This window comes from Nitrososphaera sp. AFS (assembly GCF_009898475.1).
Taxonomy (GTDB): Archaea; Thermoproteota; Nitrososphaeria; order Nitrososphaerales; family Nitrososphaeraceae; genus Nitrosopolaris.
In genome coordinates, this window is the sequence record NZ_QURE01000014.1 from 1 (window position 1) to 19,934 (window position 19,934).

Sequence of the window (19,934 nt, forward strand, 5' to 3'; positions counted from 1 at the left end):
ATCTATCTATCTATTTTATTTTTTGATAAAGTGCAAGCCATTCATTTTTAGCATTTTTACTACAGAAGTTAAGTACCGGCTAAGTTAATTGTACATAATAATATAGTGATGCATTCGGTGTCGCTACTAGGGTTATATTACCGTTAACCTACTTCGAGCTGACTAAGTTATGTCTAAGAAAGATTCAGAAAAAGCCTCTGTAGACCAAGCGAGACGGACAAAGCCTAAGGGAGTTGCGTTATTGTCTGGTGGGTTAGATAGTACTTTAGCAGTCAAGATGATGCTAGAACAGGGAGTTGAAATCGAAGCCATAGCTATTAAAACTCCTTTTTGTGACTTCGATTGTGGCAAAGGGTGTGGCCATAAAGTAAAAGAGGTAGCTACTGATCTGAATATTCCACTCAAAACTGTTTATTTCGGTAAGGAGTATCTTAGAATGCTTAAGCGACCCAAGTTTGGCTTTGGTTCTGGCATGAACCCGTGTATAGACTGTAGGAGTATGATGTACCGCAGAGCCAAAGAACACATGCTCAGAACTGGAGCTGATTTCATAATTACAGGCGAAGTACTGCATCAGAGGCCAATGAGTCAGACCCCACGGGCCCTAAAAATAATAGAGGAAGAAACGCATACGAAAGGTCTAATACTAAGACCACTTTCAGGAAAGTCTTTTCCTCCCACCGACGTGGAGATTAATGGGGGGGTCAATCGTGAGGAACTATGTAATATTTCTGGTAGATCGCGCAAAACTCAGCTCTCCCTTGCCAAGAAATTCGGGATCCTTGACCCTCCCAATGCTGCTGGAGGGTGCCTTTTAACTGACCCGCAATTTTCAAAAAGGATTCGGGATTTGATGCAACATCTGCATGCGGATGAACTTCCTAGTGATAATGATATAGAATTGCTCAAGGTCGGCAGACACTTTAGGCTATCAGAGTCGACAAAGCTCATTATAGGCAGAAACGAACTCGAGAATTTTAAGCTCCGTTCCCTTACCTGCGGATCTGATGTCCTTATTGAAGCAAAGGATTTTCCTGGGCCAATCGGCATTTTGAGGACCAAACATTATGAGCACTCGCAAGTGGAAAAAGCGTCACAGATGGTTCTCCGTTACTCTGATTGCCCACGTGGCCTCGAGTCTGAAGTTATCACGGCTCAGAATGGCAAAACAAGCAATCTCTTCGCAGTATCTATGGATACAAGAGATATTGAAAAATTACGAATCTAAATGAACCACTCGGTTAATCACTGTTGACCGGCATAACTATTTGCAAATTGCGTTGTTTTTTGAAAGGAAGAGTAGGTTGATTCATGCATCCTCAAGACACGCCAATATATCTCAAAGCGATAACTCTTAGAAATTTGAGGGACATTCCAAGCATCAAAGATGATGCAAAGAAGCATATGATCCTAATACTCCGAGTCACTCCCTTAGCTCAAAAAGATGTTCTCGAATTGCGCAAAGCAATGGAAGATCTTTATCACCATGTGCAGTCCCTGGGCGGAGATATCGCCAGATTGGGAGAAGAACGCGTTGTTATAATGCCACCAGCTGTCAAAATATGGCGAGGTACGTCAGAGCTGAGGTAGCAGTCATGAGATAAGCTACGCTAGTAAATCCCCTAAGAATGTAGGGAAAGCATCCGATCTCTCCGGTTAAAGTTGTGAGGTTAAGTTAAACTAATTTCAATGATTCCTGTACAGTTGGGTGTTGTGTCAATATTTTGAAATTCCGGTTTAGCGAGCTAGCAAGAGCATGTGCGCTAGACTTCTCCCCTTGATTCACTAGAATTCTTCGAAGCTTATTTCTAAGCTTGCTAACGTACGCAACAGTTTGGCTGTGGTCGCTATGAGTGCTCAGGCCTTCTATTGTTTGAACTTGACATTTTATTTTGATAACTTTTCCGCATATCGATATCTCTCGTACGCCGTTCTGTAAAAGCCGCCCAGGAGTGCCATCTGCCTGATATGCTGTTAATATGACTTTATTCAAGGGATTATCCGAAATTTGTTCGAGATAATTTACTGAAGGTCCACCAACTAACATTGATGAAGGAGAAAATATTATCGCTGAAGTTTTATCCAAGGTCATGTAGTCCACGATAACAAATTCATCTTGAAATGGCTTTTCAAGATTTAGTATCTTTTTGCCCAATTCTCTAGACAGATATTCTGGAAAGATTTCATAAATAGAACAAACTTCTGAAATTACCCTTTCTACTAACATTTTTGAAGCGGTGATCTTTCCTGCTTGAATGTGCCTCTTTATGCTCAACATTAACTCTTGAGCCAAACCTATAGTCGGAACAGGCAACAATACCGAGCCTCCTTTCGATATTGTATCATCGATCTCATTTATGAGAAGGTTATCTGCGACTTCGCGGCGTGGAAATGCATCCTTATCCCCGTAAGTGCTTTCAATGACAATTGTCTCTACCCTAGGAAAATTCCATACCGCATTGTCTAACTGTTCGCCTTTAGCGTACCTCAAGTCCCCAGTGTAAAGGAGATTGTGATCCCCATTACCAATATGCAGATGCACAAGTGCAGATCCTAAGATATGACCAGCATTACATAACGTCAATTTAATATCGGGTGAAATATCTGTAACGATATCGAATGAAAGCGGAAATGTATGTGTAATTACTTGCTCGATGTCCTTAGCAGAAAAGGGAGTGTCTGATCCTACATTTCGCAAGTATTCTGTCTGTAGAATATACATTAGTGGTAGTGTAGGATCGGAGCAGTATACAGGTCCGTCGAACCCAAATTTGAACAAAGTCGGCAAAAAGCCGGTGTGATCCAAATGTGCATGACTCAACACGATGGCATCTAGTTCATTCAAGTTAAACCCTAAAGTGTCTAAGCGAGGAAATTTTCTTAATGATTCATTGCTAGAAAAGTTCAATCCGCAATCAAGCAAAATCCTGCTTTCGTGGGTGGACAGAAGAATAGAAGACCGGCCGGTTTCTCCAAACCCAAAGTCATTAGATTCGCTTCCACTAGGTCACTCAACTTTGTCCGAAAAATTTTCTCGCCAACTTCCTTTAGAAAATGAACTCGTTGAGACATAGTTCTTTTCAGGATGCTATTAATTGCCTCTAGAGTTGTGAAAGCGTTAGGTGTTTTCTTGATGTTCAGCTTCCAACCTATCTCACCGGCTAGCCTGATTTCAAGAGGTATTTCATGGGCCCTAAGCAACAAAGGTTTTTCAACAAAGACAGTCGCTTCGCCAACTGCCGGGTCAAACAAGACATTTGAGACTCCTATTTCTTCAGACATGTTCCTCCTAATGATCTCAGCAGCCTCATGTTCGGGCTGACGTAAGGATTCGTCAATCCTTACCACAATTCTTTTTTTAATTATGTTGACCATATTGGAGACTGTCTGAGGATTTTTCAGCAGGTAAGTTGGATTTGTAGAATAAAGAGCAAGCCTCGGTCCCTCATATTCTATCTTCGTAAGCTCAGCTTCATTAGGCAAGTTTTTTAGTATAGCAGCCATAACGTTCTGGCCAGCAAAATCTGAGTGAGACAGTTTATTTTTGATCTGTCTACTACTACTATCTAAATATTTCCAATCAAGAACTGGGCCTGTTAACCCAATCTCAATCCATGATCAAGAATATGTATAGAATCACAAACAGCCAACAAGAGATATGATTACAAACTGTCTAGCATTTATCGCGCGTGTTGGATTTCAAGAAAGAGAAATAAGGGGCGATATTTGTCAATCCAATTAAATTTCTAAATAGCGACACGCTAATATTGAAATACTAAGTGTTTGATAAGTATCTCAGAGATACTGTGGAAGATAGAAACCTACCTGGTGATGAACAACAAGCCAAACATGAGGAAGGCCGCGGAAGTGGTGAAAGAGATTATAATAGAAGTTATGGAAGAGGACAAACTGGCTTTAACGAGACTAGGCCTTTTAGAGCAGCACCAGTTAAAGTTGGCGAGGAGTTTGAGGTAAAGATTGAATCCATGAGCAGACGAGGCGACGCAGGGGTCGCTAAGGTAGAAGGCTTAGTCATCTTCGTAGCAGGTACCAAGGTGGGAGATGACGTCAGGATAAGGATAACGAAAGTGGGAAGAGGGTATGCTACAGCAGATGTTGCCCCAAGTCAGACTTTATCGGAGCCAGCTAGTGAACCGGATTAAGCACGGCTCATATTTGCCATTATTGGGCCAAAAAACTCATATAGAGTGATGGATGGAAAGCATTAACCAAACTTTGTTCTAAAGTATCTTGGGTAATCATTGTTGAACCTTTACCCTTCATCGAGAAGTGATTTTTCGAACCTATTATTTGCAACACTAATAATTATGGCGGAAAACAAGATTAAATATATCCACTACCTATCGTTGTGCCTTGACTTCTCCTCCTGCCCACTTGATGGAACTGCCAAGGAAGATCCTCATAGGAGACGGCGTTATTTCCAGCTTGAGCGATTTCGTGCAGGACATCGGGTGTGTTGGATCTAAAATTGCCTTCGTGACTGGAAGAACCGTAAAGAAAAGGGCAGGAGCAGAATGTGAGTCATCATTCAAAGCCTTTCAGGTTGAGAACACCTGGCATATCGTTGAAGATTCATCTGTTAGTTCAGTTCTAAAATTGAAGAGGTCGCTTTCCAAAGAAATTCCAGATTTCCTTATCGCGATAGGAGGTGGTAGGGCCGTGGATATTGCTAAAATGACTGCATTTCACCTTAACAAGCCGTTCATTAGCGTTCCTACTTCTGCCTCACACGATGGCATTGCCAGCCCGTTCGTATCTATAAGAGGTTCAACCAAGCCATTCTCTATAAAGGCAAAAACACCTTTAGGGGTGCTGGCTGACACTTCACTGCTTGCCGAGGCGCCAGTACGACTTATGGCAAGCGGCTGCGGCGATCTCGTCGCGAAGATTACGGCAACTAAAGATTGGGAGCTTGCTAGGGATGAGAACAATGAATATTTTGGGAGCTATGCAGCAAATCTTGCATGTATGAGTGCAAAAATTATACTCAACGAATCAAAGGAATTACGTATCAACAAAAGATATGGGATTCGTATAGTGGTAGAGGCCCTAATCAGTGCGGGGGTCGCGGCATGCATCGCTGGAAGCAGTAGGCCCTGTTCAGGGGCAGAACATCTATTTAGCCATGCTGTCGAGTACTTGGTAGGTCAGAATTACGGTCTTCATGGTGAACGCGTCGGGCTGGGCACAATAATGATGGCAAAACTGGGAGCTCATAATGGAAACGTTGGAATCAGTCGGCGCGCCAACAAAAGCGAAGCAGATAAGTCTAAGCGAAGAACAGGTAGTGAACTCCTTGATAGCTGCACAAACCTTGAGACCTGACAGGTATACGATACTCAGCCGGGCTAAGCTAGACAGGAGATCGGCGTTTGAACTAGCAAAATCAGTCAAGGTCATATAAATAACCTAATTCCGCTTTTGTCTAGAAAATCTACGGATAACTGGACAACTTCACTTCTGCACTGCACTATCTTCTATTCGGTTTACTTGCTCGAATGGCTTGGTCGATTCAGTCGATTCATAAGTCTCTATAAATTTTATTCTGGTTATTTTGGTGACATATTTGAAAATATCCGTTGCTATGCCACGTTTGATTGCTTGTAAGCCTTCAGTCAAGAAGGATTCTTCCGGAATCTCGATAACTAAATTCTCTCCGTCGATTGAAAATTGTAACTTGGCATCATCCAATGGCAATCTTCGCTTAATGAGAGATTGCACTTTTTCCTCTTCTTTTTCAAGTTTCTTGATAATATCTACCTTGTATGTTAGAGTGCGACCGGCCAGCCTGTGGTTAAAATCAACCTGGACTCTTCCTGATCCCACGAATCGAACTATACCTGGACGCTCGTCAATTTCTACCTCATCTCCTATTTTGACTTCATCAGCTTTATCCCCCAGTTTTCTCAGGGCAATCATTCGTACTTTGCTGGGGTTCCTTTCTCCAAATGCTTTCTCTGGAGGAACGTCAACATTGATTTTGTCACCACCATCGGCATTCGCTAAGGCCTCGTCTAGGCCTTTCAACACCCAGCCTTCCCCTACCGAAACGAGCCTTGGAGTATACTTGCGCGCCGGATCATACACATTAGAATTCTTCGCCTGTTGCTCATCCGTAGTTTCAAAAATTTTGTCAGTATCTTTTATGTTAGCAGTATAATTAATTAGTATGAGGGAGCCCTTCTCTAAAGTCATAAAATTTGAAATCGATTTACCATATATTAATCTTCATTGTATCCAGGCAATCTAAACTATGCCTTTGAGCCTCTTTAGTGCGATGGAATTAGCCTCAGAGTTAACCTCCAGTCCCAAGATATTCATAACTGACGCAATGGAAGAGAGGGTCCTCATAACGTGATATTTATTAACTTCACCCATAGATCCGATCCTGAATACCTTTCCCTTTAGATTACCAAAGCCTCCAGCGACTAATACTCTGAATTGCTGAGACAACAAATCCCTAAACGTTTTGTCGTTCATATCTTGTCGATAGTTGACTGCTATTACCAAATTACTTCTGGCATTTTCTCTTGCGAATGCTGAAAAACCCATGGCACTCAGTCCAGCATAGAATGCTGCTGCGCAGGCTTTATGCCGTTCTATCCTCTTGTCCAGCCCTTCCTCAAGGACTATGGCCAGCGCTTCATTGTATGCGTTGAAAAGAGGCAAGGCAGGAGTGAATGGTGTCTCAAAGTTCTCTTCAAAGTACTTGAAGTATCTTTTCAGATTGAAGTACTGGGTAGGTGGCGGATTTTGCTGCATGTACTTCATTGCCCTAGAGCTGATCGAAATGGGTGACACACCTGGAGGGGCAGCTAATGCCTTTTGCGAAGTCGTAACGCAAATGTCGACATTCCACTTATCTACCGGCAGTTCATCGCCACCAAGTATCGAAACCGCATCAACGACAAAAAAAGCGCCTCTTTCTGAACATAGTTGACTTAGCCGGTCCAAATATCTTAGTGTTGTTCCAGTAGAAGTTTCGTTGTAGACCGCGTAGAGTGCCTTGATGTCTTTGTTTCTGTCAAATGCTTCCTCAAATTCAGAATAATCAGGATTTTGGCCATAGGGGGAATTGACACGTATTGTTTGTCCTCCCCAACTATCTATCAAGTCTGCAAGACGTGTCCCAAATTCTCCGTTCACAGGAATAACCACCTTGTCATTTCGCCTAATTAGGTTGACAACCGATGCTTCTACCGCACCAGTACCAGAAGATGAAAGTACAACTATGTCATTCGCCGTTTGGAATACCCTTTGCGTCTTTTCAACTATGCTTTTGTATAGTGCACGAAAGTCATCGCTCCTATGATTAATCATTCGAGTAAGCATAGCATTCATGACTCTATCAGGCACATTTGTGGGACCAGGGAGCATAACCAGGTTTTCCATTATCATGTGACCCAATTGGTCTCCTATATTTAAAACTACATTCTGGCACCTTTACCCCATCTACTGCACCTTTTCGTGCAATATGATAGCATTATTGACGCTTTAATTTTTCTGATTTTCGATTAGAATCATAAGATGGTGATAGTTCAATAATAATAATGAACTCTCGAAGATTCAAACTTATGAGTATCGCTCAGAGCAGAGGTTTTGACGTACTGGGCACATTTTTGCCAGAGAACATTTTTTACTTAACAAACTTTTGGGGCGAGGCAATTGCTATCTGTGACTGTGATAAAACCAAGCTGATCGTTCCAAAATTGGAAGCTTCCAGGGCCGAAAGGGATTCCGATGATTGTGAGATTATTTCTTCAGAAAGGGGTTCACCATTAATTAAAACATTCGCAGAAAATATCCGGAGACAAAAGATATGCGTTGATTATGTAGATAACCCATCTCAAGCGGCTGTCTTCAAAAGAGCTGGATCAAGGTTCATTGTAGACGCAGATATATTGTACCAAGGAAGGATGATCAAGGACCAGGCAGAAATATCTGCATTGTCTAAAGGGGCAAAGATCCTCGACGATTTGTATGGATTCGTAAGTACTGAGATCAGGAAAGGTCAAACTGAGGAAGCTTTGCAAGCCAAAATTGTGTTTGAAGCTATGCAAATGGGGGCAAAAGCCGTTTATACTAGATCCACTCTAAATCCGATAATAATTGCCGGTGGCCCAAATGCGGCGTTTCCACATTCACAGGTCTCAACTCGAAAATTCGTTGATGGTGACTTGGTAGTTGTGGACTTGACATTTAGGTTCTTCTATTATGTGGTGGATGCGACTCGAACGTTTGCGCTCGGGAAGGTAAAGTCTGAAGAGAGAGAGGCATATGAAATTGTAAGATCCTCCCAACAACACGGCATCAAATCCATCAGAGAAGGAGTAACATGTGAGCAAGTTGATTATAAATGCAGGCAACTGATTAATAACCACGGTTATGGAGAGGAGTTTATCCATTCAACCGGCCATGGCATAGGTCTAGAAGTTCATGAGCCTCCGTGGCTGAGAAATACTAACCAACAAATTCTAAGGAAAAACATGGTTGTCACAGTTGAGCCGGGAATTTATAGGTCTGGGAAGTTTGGAATAAGAATTGAAGATAGCATTATAGTCAACAGGGGTAAGCCTCAAGTATTAACCACTTTCACTAAAGATCTCCTTGTACTCTAAATCATATCTATCAGATTTGAATGAGAGATAATAGAGTAAAAGGAAAATTAAAACAAATCCCCTCTTATTATAATATGACATCGAAAGCAGACCCAGATTCAATGATAACAGATCTCTAGAACTTGAAACTGGCAAAAAGCCGAAAATGATACATTGATTTGAAGCGGCTATGGCTCAAGGTTCTTTAAGAGCGTACCAATGACACAACTCCTACGTTATCAATACCACTCTACCGAAATCGCTGAGAAATGCGCCGAAGTATTTTCCTTGCTATAATGTTCTTATTTTGTAGTGAGAAATGGATGACTTTCATTTGCTTATCTACTATGAAGACCTCACTTTGATCAGAACCTGCCCCACAGCCTTTTCTTCCCAAATCGTTAGCAATAACCATGTCTGCGCCACATTCATGCATTTTATGGTAAGCACGGTCGATTAGATAAGAGCTTGAAACGCGATGCTCAGCTTTAAATGCAACTAGAAACAATTCCTTATTCTTGCTATATTGTCTTACTTGATCAATTACTTTGGGCGTAGGAGACAAGTGCAATACAATTTTGCCCTTATCCGTCATTATTTTATTGGTGGACGGTCGGACGGGGGCAAAGTCAGTCACGGCAGCACAGAATATCGCGACATCAAATCTTTTTGACGACAATTCAGAGATCACGGCAGACCTCATTTCTTCAGTAGTGCTGACATTAAGGATATTCTTGTTTACTAAAATTGGATGAGGTTGTGATACACGCCCAGATATGAGGCTAACTTGGGCTCCAGAGTAAGAAGCCTCTTCGGCTAAGGCGTATCCCATTTTGCCAGAGCTTAGATTTGTTATCACCCTGATGGGGTCTATGTGTTCAACCGTACTTCCTGTTGTGATCAGAATTTTTTTTCCTTTTAGTGGTATCGATAAATGGGACCATTTTAATTCTCGAAGAATGGATAGAAGGGCTTGGTCAGGTTCAATTATTTTAGCTTTACCTTCTACCAAAGAAGGCGCTAAAAATTTTGTGCCGACGGTCTTTAACAGACCAATATTTTTTCTGATAATTTCATTCGTGTACATTGACTCATGCATTGCTGGAGCAACAAAGATCGGAATCTTTGAACCAAGTGCTACTGCTAGTACGGAGGTAACAGTAGTATCATCTATTCCATTCGCAAATTTGCCTAATGTGTTCGCAGTACATGGATATACAAGGATAAGATCTGATCTGTTCTTATCTGCCAGAAATATATGCTCTAAATTGCCGGTTAATTTAGTCACAACGTTATTGCCCGTGGCCCACTGCATTATTTCTGCGGTGATCAGTTTGGAAGAGTTCGACATTACCGGGTAAACATCTGCTCCATGCCGAATCAATATCCTAGCCATGTCGATAGCTTTGTATGCAGCTACACTTCCTGTTATACAAAGAACTATTTTCTTTCCCTGCAGCTCCCTTCCTTCTTTACCCTTGATGTCTTTCGAGGGATGCGCGCTCCTAATTCTACTCAGTTCATTTTGATTTAAAATCATTTTCTTGTAATTTCGAGTATTCATCAGAGCTCATATGGAATGTGTTCTCATCTTCTGGAAATTTAGCACACTTGACATCGTTCTTATACTTGGAAATAGCCCTAAATATATCGCCAGATAGGTTTGCGTATCGTTTGACAAATCTGGGCTTGATATCTTCATATAATCCAAGCATATCATGCAGTACCAAGACTTGGCCGTCGCACCCAGGTCCGGATCCGATTCCAATTACAGCCGATGAAACGATCCGTGATATAATACTGGCTGCCTCGCTTGTAACCATTTCAAGTACAATACTGAAAACCCCGGCTTTGTCCAAAGCCTTGGCTTCAGTGATAAGATCTAATGAAGAGGCCATCGTTCTAGCCTGCACCTTGTGGTGATCCCAGAAAGAAAACGTTTGAGGCTTAAATCCAAGGTGCCCCATCACAGGAATTCCCGCAGAGACGAGTGCCTTGATTGTATCTACCAATTCGACACCGCCTTCAAGTTTTACCGCATCACATCCATTTTTAATGAATTTTATAGCACTATTCATCGCTACTTCTTTACTGGGCTGGTAAGAACCAAAGGGCAAATCACCGACAACCATTGCTCGTTTTGTTCCCATGGAGACACCCTTACAAAAAACCAACATGTCGCGCATTAAGGTTGGGGTTGTGTTTCGCTGACCCAGCATCACCATCCCTGCACTGTCTCCTACCAATATAATGTCAACACCTGCCCTGTCACAAATCAAAGAAGTAGTGTAATCATAGGCAGTAATGGCCACTATTTTTTCCCTTTTTTCTTTTAGCGCTAGTATGTCATTTACACTGTTCTTTTTGATTACCGATTTGGCATATTCACTCTTTTTTAGAGTCAATTAAGTTATTGCCCCTCTTATTATTTCCAGCGACTTTGCTAGTACTCGCTTATTATCAAATTTGCCAACAATTTTTTGCTTCTCATCACCTGCTAGATTGCTTATACCTTTGATAGCATTAATCAAGCTAGGGATTGCCCTAGTTATATTATCAACTATGGTTATATCAGCAACTGACGCGGTTCTGGACAACGGATTCAGGTCGATAGCAATTATTTTTTTACCCATTTTGACTAAAGCCTCGGCCCGATCGCCATCTTCCAGAGGAATAACAACTACGTCGGCCACTAGGATACCTCGAGGATCTACTTTTCTTCTCTCACTGTCTAATTCAGGCAGTCTAGCTGAAGCATGTGATCCTACACCGTATACCTTTGCTGCACCGTATTCGAGGAGCTTTCGCTCTATAGCTAGCTCACGTTGTTTATCTCTATAGAAAAGATTCACTTCTAGCGGGGCCTTGGCGTACTTGCTTAATTTGATGACATCTCTTGCACTAACCGCGGCTACGTTACCATTGACTGAAATAATTGGCTGCCTAGCAAGCAATAGTGTTGCAGCGGCAGCTTGTATCGCATCCAAGGCGAATGCAGATGTCTTCTCGCCAAGCAAATAATCAAATGCCTCTCCTCTACCATGAGCTATTAACCCTTCTCTTGCCACTAGCCCTCTAGTGAAACCGTTAACGAGCCTCTCGCGAATTAGTAGCGATTTTAACCTTGGGTGGGTCGCAGGAACTTGTTTAGTCATCGTTTTCTTAAAGCATTCTGGCTCCGATATTGTCAATCCCGCACGTTATCAGCTGGCCTCGGTGTCCGCTTAAGCAACTCACTACGCGTTCGGTTTTGTCCTTTGGAACGATAGTGAAAATGGTTCTTCCGAACAGTGCAATGCTAGAAGAGAATCCCAAAGAACTCAAATTGCTGATAATCTCCCTGCTTTGGTTATCTATGAGGCCTTTATTAGACACGAATGCATAAGATGTATCTAAAAAATCTCTCAAGTTGTCAACTTCGAGTGGGGTTTTTACTCCGTACTCGCTCCAAGAGCGTCCAAAATCATTCTTTTTGAGGACATTCTTGGTGGAGATTGGGTTCATGCATAAAATAATTGCCTTGCACCCCTCTAAATTGGTTTTTTTTATTTTCCCTATCCCCGGCGGACCAGCTATAGTTCGACATTCAAACCCACCAGTATACTCAGCAATAACGCTTCCCAACCCTGTCCCGCATACCACCTCAGCATAATGTGCAATTTGCGCCGCCTGTTCCCTAGTCAACCCCAGACTAAAGCATCTATTAAGAGCATAGGAGAGGCTGAGCGCAGCTGCGCCACTGGTACCTAGCCCAAAACCTACAGGTATCTCGATGTCGTGCTCAACTTCTATATAGCAAGGTTTGTTTATGAACCGTAGATATTGCGCTAATACTAATTCAGACACCTCCGCATCAGATGTGGGTACACCGTTTATTGATATTTTAAAACGATATACCTGACTGTCAAAAATACTAACTGTAGTGGTAACTCCACGATCTATCGAGATCCCTGCACCTACAGACCCATGTCTCAAAATGGGCTGCATTTGAGAATTAGACGCTTTCATAATGCCACTAATATGACCAGGGCTGTAAGCGCTGCTAGTCGCAATAAGTTGCAAAGGCGGACATGCCAATAGCAGTTTATAGGTTGCATAAAATATAAAAATAATGTTTAATTAGTTTATATTAGTATAAATGATAAGATGAACTACGCAAGGAGATTACAAAAGATAGGGAGTAGTATGCTTGTTTCTCTCCCCAGTGATTGGATTAAGGTCAATAATTTGGGAAAGGGAAGCACAGTATTCCTAGAGACCAACGAAGATAATTCAGTGTCTCTATTCGCATCAGGAATCACTGACGCAAAAGTAACAGACGTGAACATCATGTACAACAGGTCATATGTAGATGGGGTCATCAATCAGATATATGGTGCTTACTTGCTGGGTTACAATGATATCAATATAAGAAGCGAAAATCAGATCAACCAACAACATCGAGAACAGATAAAGCTCACATTGCGTAGGCTTGCCGGATTAGAGATTGTGGATGAAGACAATTCAAAGATTGCTTCCCAGTTTCTCCTAGATGAAAAATCACTTGATGCAGAAAGGATACTCCGGAGAATGAATTCCATAGTAACGGGAATGTACAGAGATGCTCTAAACAGTCTTACCCAGAATATTAATGGTACCAGAGATTTAATATTTGGTCGAGATGATGAAGTTGATAGACAATATTTTCTGCTAGTGCGGTTGATACGTAGCGCTATGGTGGATCAGAAATTAGCAAGGAAGCTCAATCTTAGCAATATCGACATTCTGGATTACAGGATAGCGGCATATCATCTTGAATGTGCAGGTGATTATACTAGTGAATTCGCATCTACCATACACTCTATCTCTCATAGTAAGATCGCAGAGGAGATTGCCCAAGCAGGTACTTATATTGAAAAAATGCAGATAAAATCTGTAGACGCCTTTACGAGGAAGAATCGATCTGAATCTATGGGAATTATTAAGGCGTACCATGATTTTGGAGCCGTGATGGATTCGATTAAGGAGATGTATGCAAAGCAAGAGTTGACAAATACCGGATCCGCAATTGCAATCTTAAACTCTATCCATTCCATGGACAAAATTGCCAAGTGTTGGGTCGATGTTGCGGACTTGGTAAAACCAGTATACTTGACAAGTATACAACGGGATTAAAGCAAGGACTTTTAAAATGAATTCCGCATGCTCAAGTTAATATCAGCGCCAATCAAGTACTTATGGCTGCATAATTTCCATGAGGCCATGTCAAACTACAAGTTGAATTCATAAGGTAGCTGCTCCATCCTCTATTGATAGAGGCAGTCCCATAATTGCTTTAAGATAATTGCAGTAGCTCCCCAAACGATGTGCTTGTTGAATATAAAGTTGTAAAGTGGATTTTCTGACATATGTCGATGTTCAAAATCTACTTGAAGAGTACTAAGCAGGTCAAACAAGGGAGCATCTAAAATGGATTCGACTTCACTCAAAAAAGCTTTGGGTCGCAAAAATTTGTCTTGTATAGTGACGAAAGGAAAAATATAGAAATTTGAAGTAAGAGTTCTTACTGATCTCAAACATCCTAAGATGTCTCTTTTTTCAATATTAACACCAATCTCTTCCCTAGTTTCTCTTATTGCTGTAGCACACAAAGAATGGTCTCGCTTGATGAAGGCGCCACCTGGAAAGGATATTTCACCTCTGTGGTATTTTAGCCTAGAATTTCTCTTTGTTAATAATATACGAGGAGAAGTTTGGGCAGAATGGATTATTAATAGAACCGCAGCTATCTTGTTGGAATCTTGCGCATGTGGATATCTTGGTAACACAGTAACACAGCGTTGTAGAGCAAAAAACAGACCTTCCTTTTCCAACAATTCAAAGTCATGATAATGCTGATTAAATCTTTCCCTACAAGCTAGTGGCTCAGGAAGCATGCTATTTGTAAAAGCCTTCCCATAGTAATTCTAATAATGGGCTCTAGACACCATCACTAACTTATATTATGGAAATCAGTTTTGAGATGAACCCGCCTAAGATACTAGCTGATCGACGATTCGACTTAGCTCTGCTAAAAAACGAAACACTGGAATTTACCGATCGGGCTTCTAAATTAATAGGTTTGGTGAAGAACATACATGTTACTGACTCAGTCCTCGGACTTGCTAGGCTTTCAAGCGTTACTGCAGCTAGCTTGATAATGAAAACCGGTAATCCGTTGAGTCTTACTTGCAGTGTTAGGGTCAGGGATCGAAATCGTACTTCATTGCGTCAAATTGTCTCTGATGCCATTCTTACAGGTGTAAAGAGTCTATTGATACTTATGGGGGATGACCCATGCGGTGATGTAAATCATTCTGGCTTGAGGCCTAGTGAAGCACTAAAGATGTTGAATATTGAGAAATACGGCTCTGTCATTAAGTTAGGTTTGGCTTTACCTTCAAAGATTGGACGTCAAGACAATTTACAATCAAAGCTCAGCGCTGAACCCAACTTCTTTGTTACTCAATGCATCGCATCTATAAGTCAATTAAAGGAAATTAAAGCTGCTATTGATCCTCATAAGATACCCATTATAGCATGCATTATGGTTCCTTCAGAGAAGAACAAAAAGTCAGCAGAACGAATCGGTTTGGATTGGAGAGGTTATTATAGTGATCCGGTTGATTTTATAATGAAAGCCGGTGAAATTGCTGCCGAGGTGCAACTTACGTCACCAAACAACTTTAGAGCTGGCATCGAAATCCTTGAAAGGATGCGCACCAAGTAGGCGACGTCAGTCGTGAAATTCACCATCTTTACGGGCTGATATTATTTCGTTGGAAAGCTCATCGAGAATTCTTCTTCTGTAATGGTATAGATTGTTGTCTTCGGAGAGTCTTGGACGTCTATAATCTACTGAGATCTCTTTTTTTACTCTTCCAGGTCTACTTGTAAAAACGACTACCTTATCTCCGAGACAGACAGATTCAGATATATTATGGGTAACAAAGATAATGGTTTTTCTGGTACGTGCCCATATAAGCTGTAATTCAACCATCAATAGATCCCTTGTCTGTGAATCTAGTGCTGCAAAAGGCTCATCCATCAGCAGGACCTCTGGGTCTGTTACCAGAGCACGAGCAATAGCCACTCGTTGTTTCATTCCGCCAGATAATTGGTAGGTATAAGCCTCAGCAAATTTACTCAACTGCATCATATCCAAAAAATGGGATGCTATCTCGCGCCTTTTTCCCTTTTCGACTTCTGCCATCTTTAATCCAAATTCGATGTTGTCAATAACTTTGAGCCACGGGAATAATGCATTTTCCTGAAAGACCATAATCCTATCAGGTCCTGTTTCCTGAACCGGTCGCCCGTTCAAGATCACTTCCCCAAACGTGGGCTTGTCAAGCCCGGCCAAGATGTTTAGCAACGTCGTCTTACCGCATCCAGACGGTCCAACAAAACAGATGAACTGTCCCTCTTCGATACTCATGTTTATATTTTCCAAGGCGGTTATAGAATTACCGCCGTGATTTGCATCAAAGCCCTTAGTCACATTTTTCAGTTCAAGTTTAGTCAAGGCTGTTAGGGACTAAACCTCGCTGTCATACGAATAACATTTTTCTGTCGCTCAGTTTCTATATAATTCTATAGATGGAAGGATGGTATACAAAATAAAACTCCTTTAATAGTTCATAGACTAGAAGTTAGGAGGGTCTCGGTAAACCATGTCTTCAGGCGAAAAGCGGACATAATATAGATCACTTTGCATCCTTGATGCTCAAACTTAATCTCAACATGTATCGCGAGCCTACTGGTGGTCAAACTCTAGTGGAATAATTAGATACTTTTTTATTCATTCAATGAAGTCTCGTTAACTAGTTGTCTCCATTCACTTATTTCTCAGTTCTACCATGTCTTTACATTTACTTATCTCACGTGATGTTGACATACATCGAAAAAACAAGGCGGCTCCCAGTCAAGATGCATACCATAATCAGCTAGCAACGTTTACTAGAAAATAGCCGTAGCCGGTATGTCTAAATTGAAGTCGCTAAAATGTCTAAATAAAGCACCTGCAAATTAATTTGAAATATTCCAGGTCAATTGAACATCACGCGAGTAGGTCAAGAATTTGGTTTATCGGGGCATTGGTCTTGAACCCGTTTGAGTCCAGACTGCTTCTGGAGGCTCTATACCCACTAGAATGCAATCGCTCTATAATATCTTGCAATGACCTAGGATTTGTCGATAGCTTTGATGCAATTTCGTCAGACTGGAAATAAAATGGGATATCGTCTAGCTCATCTAAACATGTGGAAAGAGTTCTTCTCAGCTGCCTGACCCTGCCCACTGTATCACCTTCGCTGTCCAACACACAGATCATCTTCCGAACAAAGTCTTTGTCAAATAAGTCAGCTGACCATAACTTACCACCAAATCTGTATGAATTTCCGCACAATTCGCATCGATCGTTACGCCCGATTTCATATGTGGCGTTTCTATCTCCACACCTTGTGCAGTCCCTCAAGTAGCCAATTTTCCTATTGATGGAATTAGCTCCGCTCCTGCTGACAGCTACCGTCAAGTACACCCTAATATAATGATGATTCAAATGCACGAAAATGGGGTGAACAACTAGGTCAAGTCTAGCAGCAGTCAAGCTAATCAAAGAAATAAGGATTCTGAGCGCAGTTTCACGAGAGTAAGTGCTATGTAGTGACCTTCCATAGTACTTTCGCATACAAACATTTGGATGAACACCGCAAAGTACAGCTGTATCCGTAGCAGTAATCGAGACCAATCCTCCTTTTACCACTGCTCGCAATACACAGTCAACATAGCCTGCTGGACTGCCAAATGGGTCTAAATCTACGACCGTAAATTTTCCGTTCTTCCCGGAAGAATGATTTGCCAAGAAAGATACTACATCTTCTGAGGTAAAACCACATTTCTCGGAGACGAGATTTATCGTGGCAGCTTTTCTTGCTGCATTTATCGCAAATATATTCCTGTCATTTACAAAAATATGTTCAATTTCAGGTATTTCAACCGCTACTCTTAAAGATCGAGCTCCTACGCCTCCGAAAGGATCACCAAATGTTCTTCGATCGCTTTTAATATTCGTAATGAATGTCTTATAAACCAAAATTGAGATATCACGATTCAGCCTTGCCACTGGATTGAAAAAAGCTGGAACTTTAGGTGGGACTGTATTCGAAAGCGAAAGAGACGGGACCAATAATTTAGTCCTCCCTTCAGTAATTTCTACGAGTTCTTCGAAATTCATTTTCTCGTGGCGCTTAATATCTATAATCTGCTATTTATGGTGCACTTTATATCCAAAGGAAATTAATAACAGCATGCTAGTTCAAGTTTAACTTGGAAGTGTTTGGCTTTCCACATAAGCCTTATCTGTCCAAACTCGTTGCTGGCGTGGATGAAGCAGGGCGCGGATCAATTCTTGGGCCTTTGGTAATTGCAGGAATCGGCATCCCGGCAAATCGGGTTTCAGATCTGACTAGATTAGGGATAAGAGATTCAAAAACGCTGACTTCCAAGGCCCGTGAACGTCTCATCAAAGAGATAATTAACCTTGCAGATTGTCTTAGCGTAGTTAAGTTTGAATGTCATGAGGTCGACCGGTATGTCTTTCTTAACGGTCTCAATGAGCTCGAAGCGCTTGGAATGGCAAACGTGATTAGTAATATTCGAGCTGATCAGATTTATATTGACGCGTGCGATGTAAATTTGGACCGTTATAAGCACTCTATACAAAAATACATGGTGGACCCGCGTAACATCTGCTGTTTGCATCATGCAGACACCATCAATATCGTTGTATCTGCAGCCTCAATTCTGGCTAAAATTATCCGTGATAAAGAAATTCAGAAAATTCGTAACATATACCAAGACATAGGCAGTGGATATCCGTCTGATGAAAAAACGATGCGCTTTATAAAAAAATGGATCAGGGTACATGAATCCTCGCCTAGATTCGCAAGAAAATCATGGAAGCCACTAAGAAATATACTGTGAAGGAGCAATTCTGTCATTATGCCGCCTCGTATCGGGCGCTTATTAATGCGTGATCTCTATCAAAGGGTTCCAAATTAATAATTTGGTTAATTATAAACTGATTAGCTTCGAGTTTTTTGGCCTCTTGATCAATAACCGATCTTGGATTTTTAACTACATCAATGCTCCTGGTTTTGACAATTAAAATGAGAGCGCCGTCAGGTTTGAGGTATTGATGACAATTCTTTAAGGCAATATCGGTCTGGTCAGGCTGGGCAATATCACAATACACTATGTCAACTGTCCCTAATATCGAGAAGTACAGGTTTGGTCTTCTTGCATCTTCAAGTATGGGTACGATATTTTCTCGTTTCGATGCTACTTTCTGTAAAAGCTCTCTCCCAACTCTAGATGAGGATTCAACCGCGAAGATGACACCATTCACTCCGATTATATCGGAAATATGGCTTACGGTCGTACCTGTCGAGGCGCCTAGGTATAATACTCTGCTTCTGCTCTCCAGCGGCAGCCAGGATAGGCCATTTTCAAGAGCACCGGCGAGCTTACTCCGAAATGGATCCCACACCCTATACTCTTCCCCTTTGTGTCTTACCAGTCTCTCTCCATAAACTGTCGTGCCCTTAACCAGATTCAACGTGCTCAATCGCTTTTCGCCATGGATACTTATCCGAACAATAGGATCTAATCCAGGTTCGTTCAGAGGCCCGTATCACCACGCGACATACACAATTTGACATTAGAAATAAGATTACGATCCATTTATTATTCTAGAAACGCCGCTTACCAAATTTCTTTCTCTTGGGAGTCTTGGATCGGCCACGTTTGAACAGATCCATATCATGGGATCGATTAAATCTCGTCTTGTCTGTTCTTTTCTTTCGCTCGCTAGGCTGACTATACTTACTTTGTATTTCAGCTACACGGGCATTTAATCGATCCGAGATGGCGGTGTCTTTTACCCCAGGACGAAATAGGTCAATTCTCGCTGCAATAGCAAGCTTCGATGCCAGTGCCCTTGCAATTTTGCCACGTTGCCATCGTGGTGCAGAATGTACCATAGCATGTTGAAATAAGAGGCCATGTTTGGGAGGATCGGCTCCTGACCGTAAGGCTCTGAATAGCGCTTTCTCTGCACCCAGTACTTGAATAGTGCTCGCGGGAAGAATTGCTAATTTATTCAGACCTCCTGCTCTAGCAATTAGTCTAGCTCCCACTGAGGCCGTCAATAGCTGCTTAATGTTGGGGGCAACTTTGTCCATCATGACCTCTACATGCTCTTCCAGTTTTTCTCGAACTGAAGACTGCGCGAGTACT

Annotated in this window: 19 protein-coding genes and 2 pseudogenes; 8 read left to right on the forward strand and 13 right to left on the reverse strand. The window is 41.7% G+C overall.

Annotation, left to right across the window (positions count from 1 at the left end; translation table 11 throughout):
* Positions 1–169 precede the first annotated feature (169 nt).
* Together DYY65_RS03265 and sepF are read left to right on the forward strand one after the other, a co-directional pair.
* On the forward strand, positions 170–1,228 hold the full coding sequence (locus DYY65_RS03265; protein ID WP_162476559.1) for a tRNA (5-methylaminomethyl-2-thiouridylate)-methyltransferase: 1,059 nt from the start codon (positions 170–172) through the stop codon (positions 1,226–1,228).
* Positions 1,229–1,311: 83 nt separating this feature from the next.
* Positions 1,312–1,590 carry a cell division protein SepF gene (sepF, locus tag DYY65_RS03270; RefSeq protein WP_162476560.1) on the forward strand — a complete coding sequence of 93 codons (279 nt, stop codon included), beginning with the start codon at positions 1,312–1,314 and terminating at the stop codon, positions 1,588–1,590.
* Between the two features lie 85 nt (positions 1,591–1,675).
* Here sepF and DYY65_RS03275 read toward each other — a convergent pair whose 3' ends face one another.
* Together DYY65_RS03275 and DYY65_RS03280 are read right to left on the reverse strand one after the other, a co-directional pair.
* Complete coding sequence (locus DYY65_RS03275) at positions 1,676–2,923, reverse strand: MBL fold metallo-hydrolase (protein ID WP_236561635.1); 1,248 nt, start codon at positions 2,921–2,923, stop codon at positions 1,676–1,678.
* A complete protein-coding gene (locus DYY65_RS03280) occupies positions 2,905–3,504 on the reverse strand; it encodes a hypothetical protein (RefSeq protein ID WP_162476562.1) in 600 nt (199 codons plus the stop codon). Before DYY65_RS03280 ends, DYY65_RS03275 begins: the two co-directional genes overlap by 19 nt.
* Positions 3,505–3,779: 275 nt before the next feature.
* On the opposite strand from DYY65_RS03280, the gene DYY65_RS12890 reads away from it, so the two are divergent.
* Both DYY65_RS12890 and DYY65_RS03290 read left to right on the forward strand, forming a co-directional pair.
* Positions 3,780–4,163, forward strand: a complete 384-nt coding sequence (locus tag DYY65_RS12890; protein WP_201449293.1) for a TRAM domain-containing protein — start codon at positions 3,780–3,782, stop codon at positions 4,161–4,163.
* Positions 4,164–4,398: 235 nt separating this feature from the next.
* Positions 4,399–5,425: pseudogene (locus tag DYY65_RS03290) on the forward strand (sn-glycerol-1-phosphate dehydrogenase).
* A gap of 50 nt (positions 5,426–5,475) precedes the next feature.
* Here DYY65_RS03290 and DYY65_RS03295 read toward each other — a convergent pair.
* Both DYY65_RS03295 and DYY65_RS03300 read right to left on the reverse strand, forming a co-directional pair.
* Complete coding sequence (locus DYY65_RS03295; protein WP_162476563.1) at positions 5,476–6,216, reverse strand: peptidylprolyl isomerase; 741 nt, start codon at positions 6,214–6,216, stop codon at positions 5,476–5,478.
* Positions 6,217–6,267: 51 nt separating this feature from the next.
* Complete coding sequence (locus DYY65_RS03300; protein WP_162476584.1) at positions 6,268–7,413, reverse strand: pyridoxal-phosphate-dependent aminotransferase family protein; 1,146 nt, start codon at positions 7,411–7,413, stop codon at positions 6,268–6,270.
* A 158-nt stretch (positions 7,414–7,571) separates the two neighbouring features.
* Here DYY65_RS03300 and DYY65_RS03305 point away from each other — a divergent pair, with 158 nt between their 5' ends.
* A complete protein-coding gene (locus tag DYY65_RS03305) occupies positions 7,572–8,639 on the forward strand; it encodes a M24 family metallopeptidase (protein ID WP_162476564.1) in 1,068 nt (355 codons plus the stop codon).
* Between the two features lie 229 nt (positions 8,640–8,868).
* Here DYY65_RS03305 and coaBC read toward each other — a convergent pair whose 3' ends face one another.
* From coaBC to DYY65_RS03325, 4 genes are read right to left on the reverse strand one after another with little or no spacing between them, the layout of a single operon-like run.
* On the reverse strand, positions 8,869–10,182 hold the full coding sequence (gene coaBC, locus DYY65_RS03310) for a bifunctional phosphopantothenoylcysteine decarboxylase/phosphopantothenate--cysteine ligase CoaBC (protein ID WP_236561637.1): 1,314 nt from the start codon (positions 10,180–10,182) through the stop codon (positions 8,869–8,871).
* Entirely contained in the window at positions 10,139–11,023 is an 885-nt protein-coding gene (gene panB, locus DYY65_RS03315) for a 3-methyl-2-oxobutanoate hydroxymethyltransferase (protein WP_162476565.1), read from the reverse strand. Before panB ends, coaBC begins: the two co-directional genes overlap by 44 nt.
* Positions 11,024–11,773 (reverse strand): 4-phosphopantoate--beta-alanine ligase, encoded by a 750-nt coding sequence (locus DYY65_RS03320; protein WP_162476566.1) that lies wholly within the window; start codon positions 11,771–11,773, stop codon positions 11,024–11,026.
* 7 nt (positions 11,774–11,780) lie between these two features.
* Positions 11,781–12,680 (reverse strand): pantoate kinase, encoded by a 900-nt coding sequence (locus DYY65_RS03325; protein WP_236561638.1) that lies wholly within the window; start codon positions 12,678–12,680, stop codon positions 11,781–11,783.
* Between the two features lie 84 nt (positions 12,681–12,764).
* Between DYY65_RS03325 and DYY65_RS03330 the strand changes: the two genes are divergently transcribed.
* Positions 12,765–13,772 carry a phosphate signaling complex PhoU family protein gene (locus tag DYY65_RS03330; protein WP_162476568.1) on the forward strand — a complete coding sequence of 336 codons (1,008 nt, stop codon included), beginning with the start codon at positions 12,765–12,767 and terminating at the stop codon, positions 13,770–13,772.
* Positions 13,773–13,903: 131 nt separating this feature from the next.
* On the opposite strand, the gene DYY65_RS03335 is transcribed toward DYY65_RS03330, so the two are convergent.
* Positions 13,904–14,533, reverse strand: a complete 630-nt coding sequence (locus DYY65_RS03335) for an NUDIX hydrolase (protein WP_162476569.1) — start codon at positions 14,531–14,533, stop codon at positions 13,904–13,906.
* A gap of 86 nt (positions 14,534–14,619) precedes the next feature.
* Between DYY65_RS03335 and DYY65_RS03340 the strand changes: the two genes are divergently transcribed.
* Positions 14,620–15,366, forward strand: coding sequence for a methylenetetrahydrofolate reductase (locus DYY65_RS03340; protein WP_162476570.1), 747 nt, complete (start codon positions 14,620–14,622; stop codon positions 15,364–15,366).
* Between the two features lie 6 nt (positions 15,367–15,372).
* On the opposite strand, the gene DYY65_RS03345 is transcribed toward DYY65_RS03340, so the two are convergent.
* Complete coding sequence (locus tag DYY65_RS03345; RefSeq protein ID WP_162476571.1) at positions 15,373–16,161, reverse strand: ABC transporter ATP-binding protein; 789 nt, start codon at positions 16,159–16,161, stop codon at positions 15,373–15,375.
* 534 nt (positions 16,162–16,695) lie between these two features.
* The gene (locus DYY65_RS03350) at positions 16,696–17,871 is read right to left on the reverse strand and encodes a tRNA (guanine(10)-N(2))-dimethyltransferase (RefSeq protein WP_162476572.1); all 1,176 of its coding nucleotides are present in this window, start codon (positions 17,869–17,871) and stop codon (positions 16,696–16,698) included.
* 98 nt (positions 17,872–17,969) lie between these two features.
* On the opposite strand from DYY65_RS03350, the gene rnhB reads away from it, so the two are divergent.
* Positions 17,970–18,620 carry a ribonuclease HII gene (gene rnhB / locus DYY65_RS03355; protein ID WP_370519284.1) on the forward strand — a complete coding sequence of 217 codons (651 nt, stop codon included), beginning with the start codon at positions 17,970–17,972 and terminating at the stop codon, positions 18,618–18,620.
* 16 nt (positions 18,621–18,636) lie between these two features.
* Here rnhB and DYY65_RS03360 read toward each other — a convergent pair whose 3' ends face one another.
* Positions 18,637–19,320: a fibrillarin-like rRNA/tRNA 2'-O-methyltransferase gene (locus DYY65_RS03360; protein ID WP_162476587.1), complete on the reverse strand. Its 684-nt coding sequence runs from the start codon at positions 19,318–19,320 to the stop codon at positions 18,637–18,639.
* Positions 19,321–19,387: 67 nt separating this feature from the next.
* A pseudogene (locus DYY65_RS03365) lies at positions 19,388–19,934 on the reverse strand (NOP5/NOP56 family protein); the annotation flags it as partial.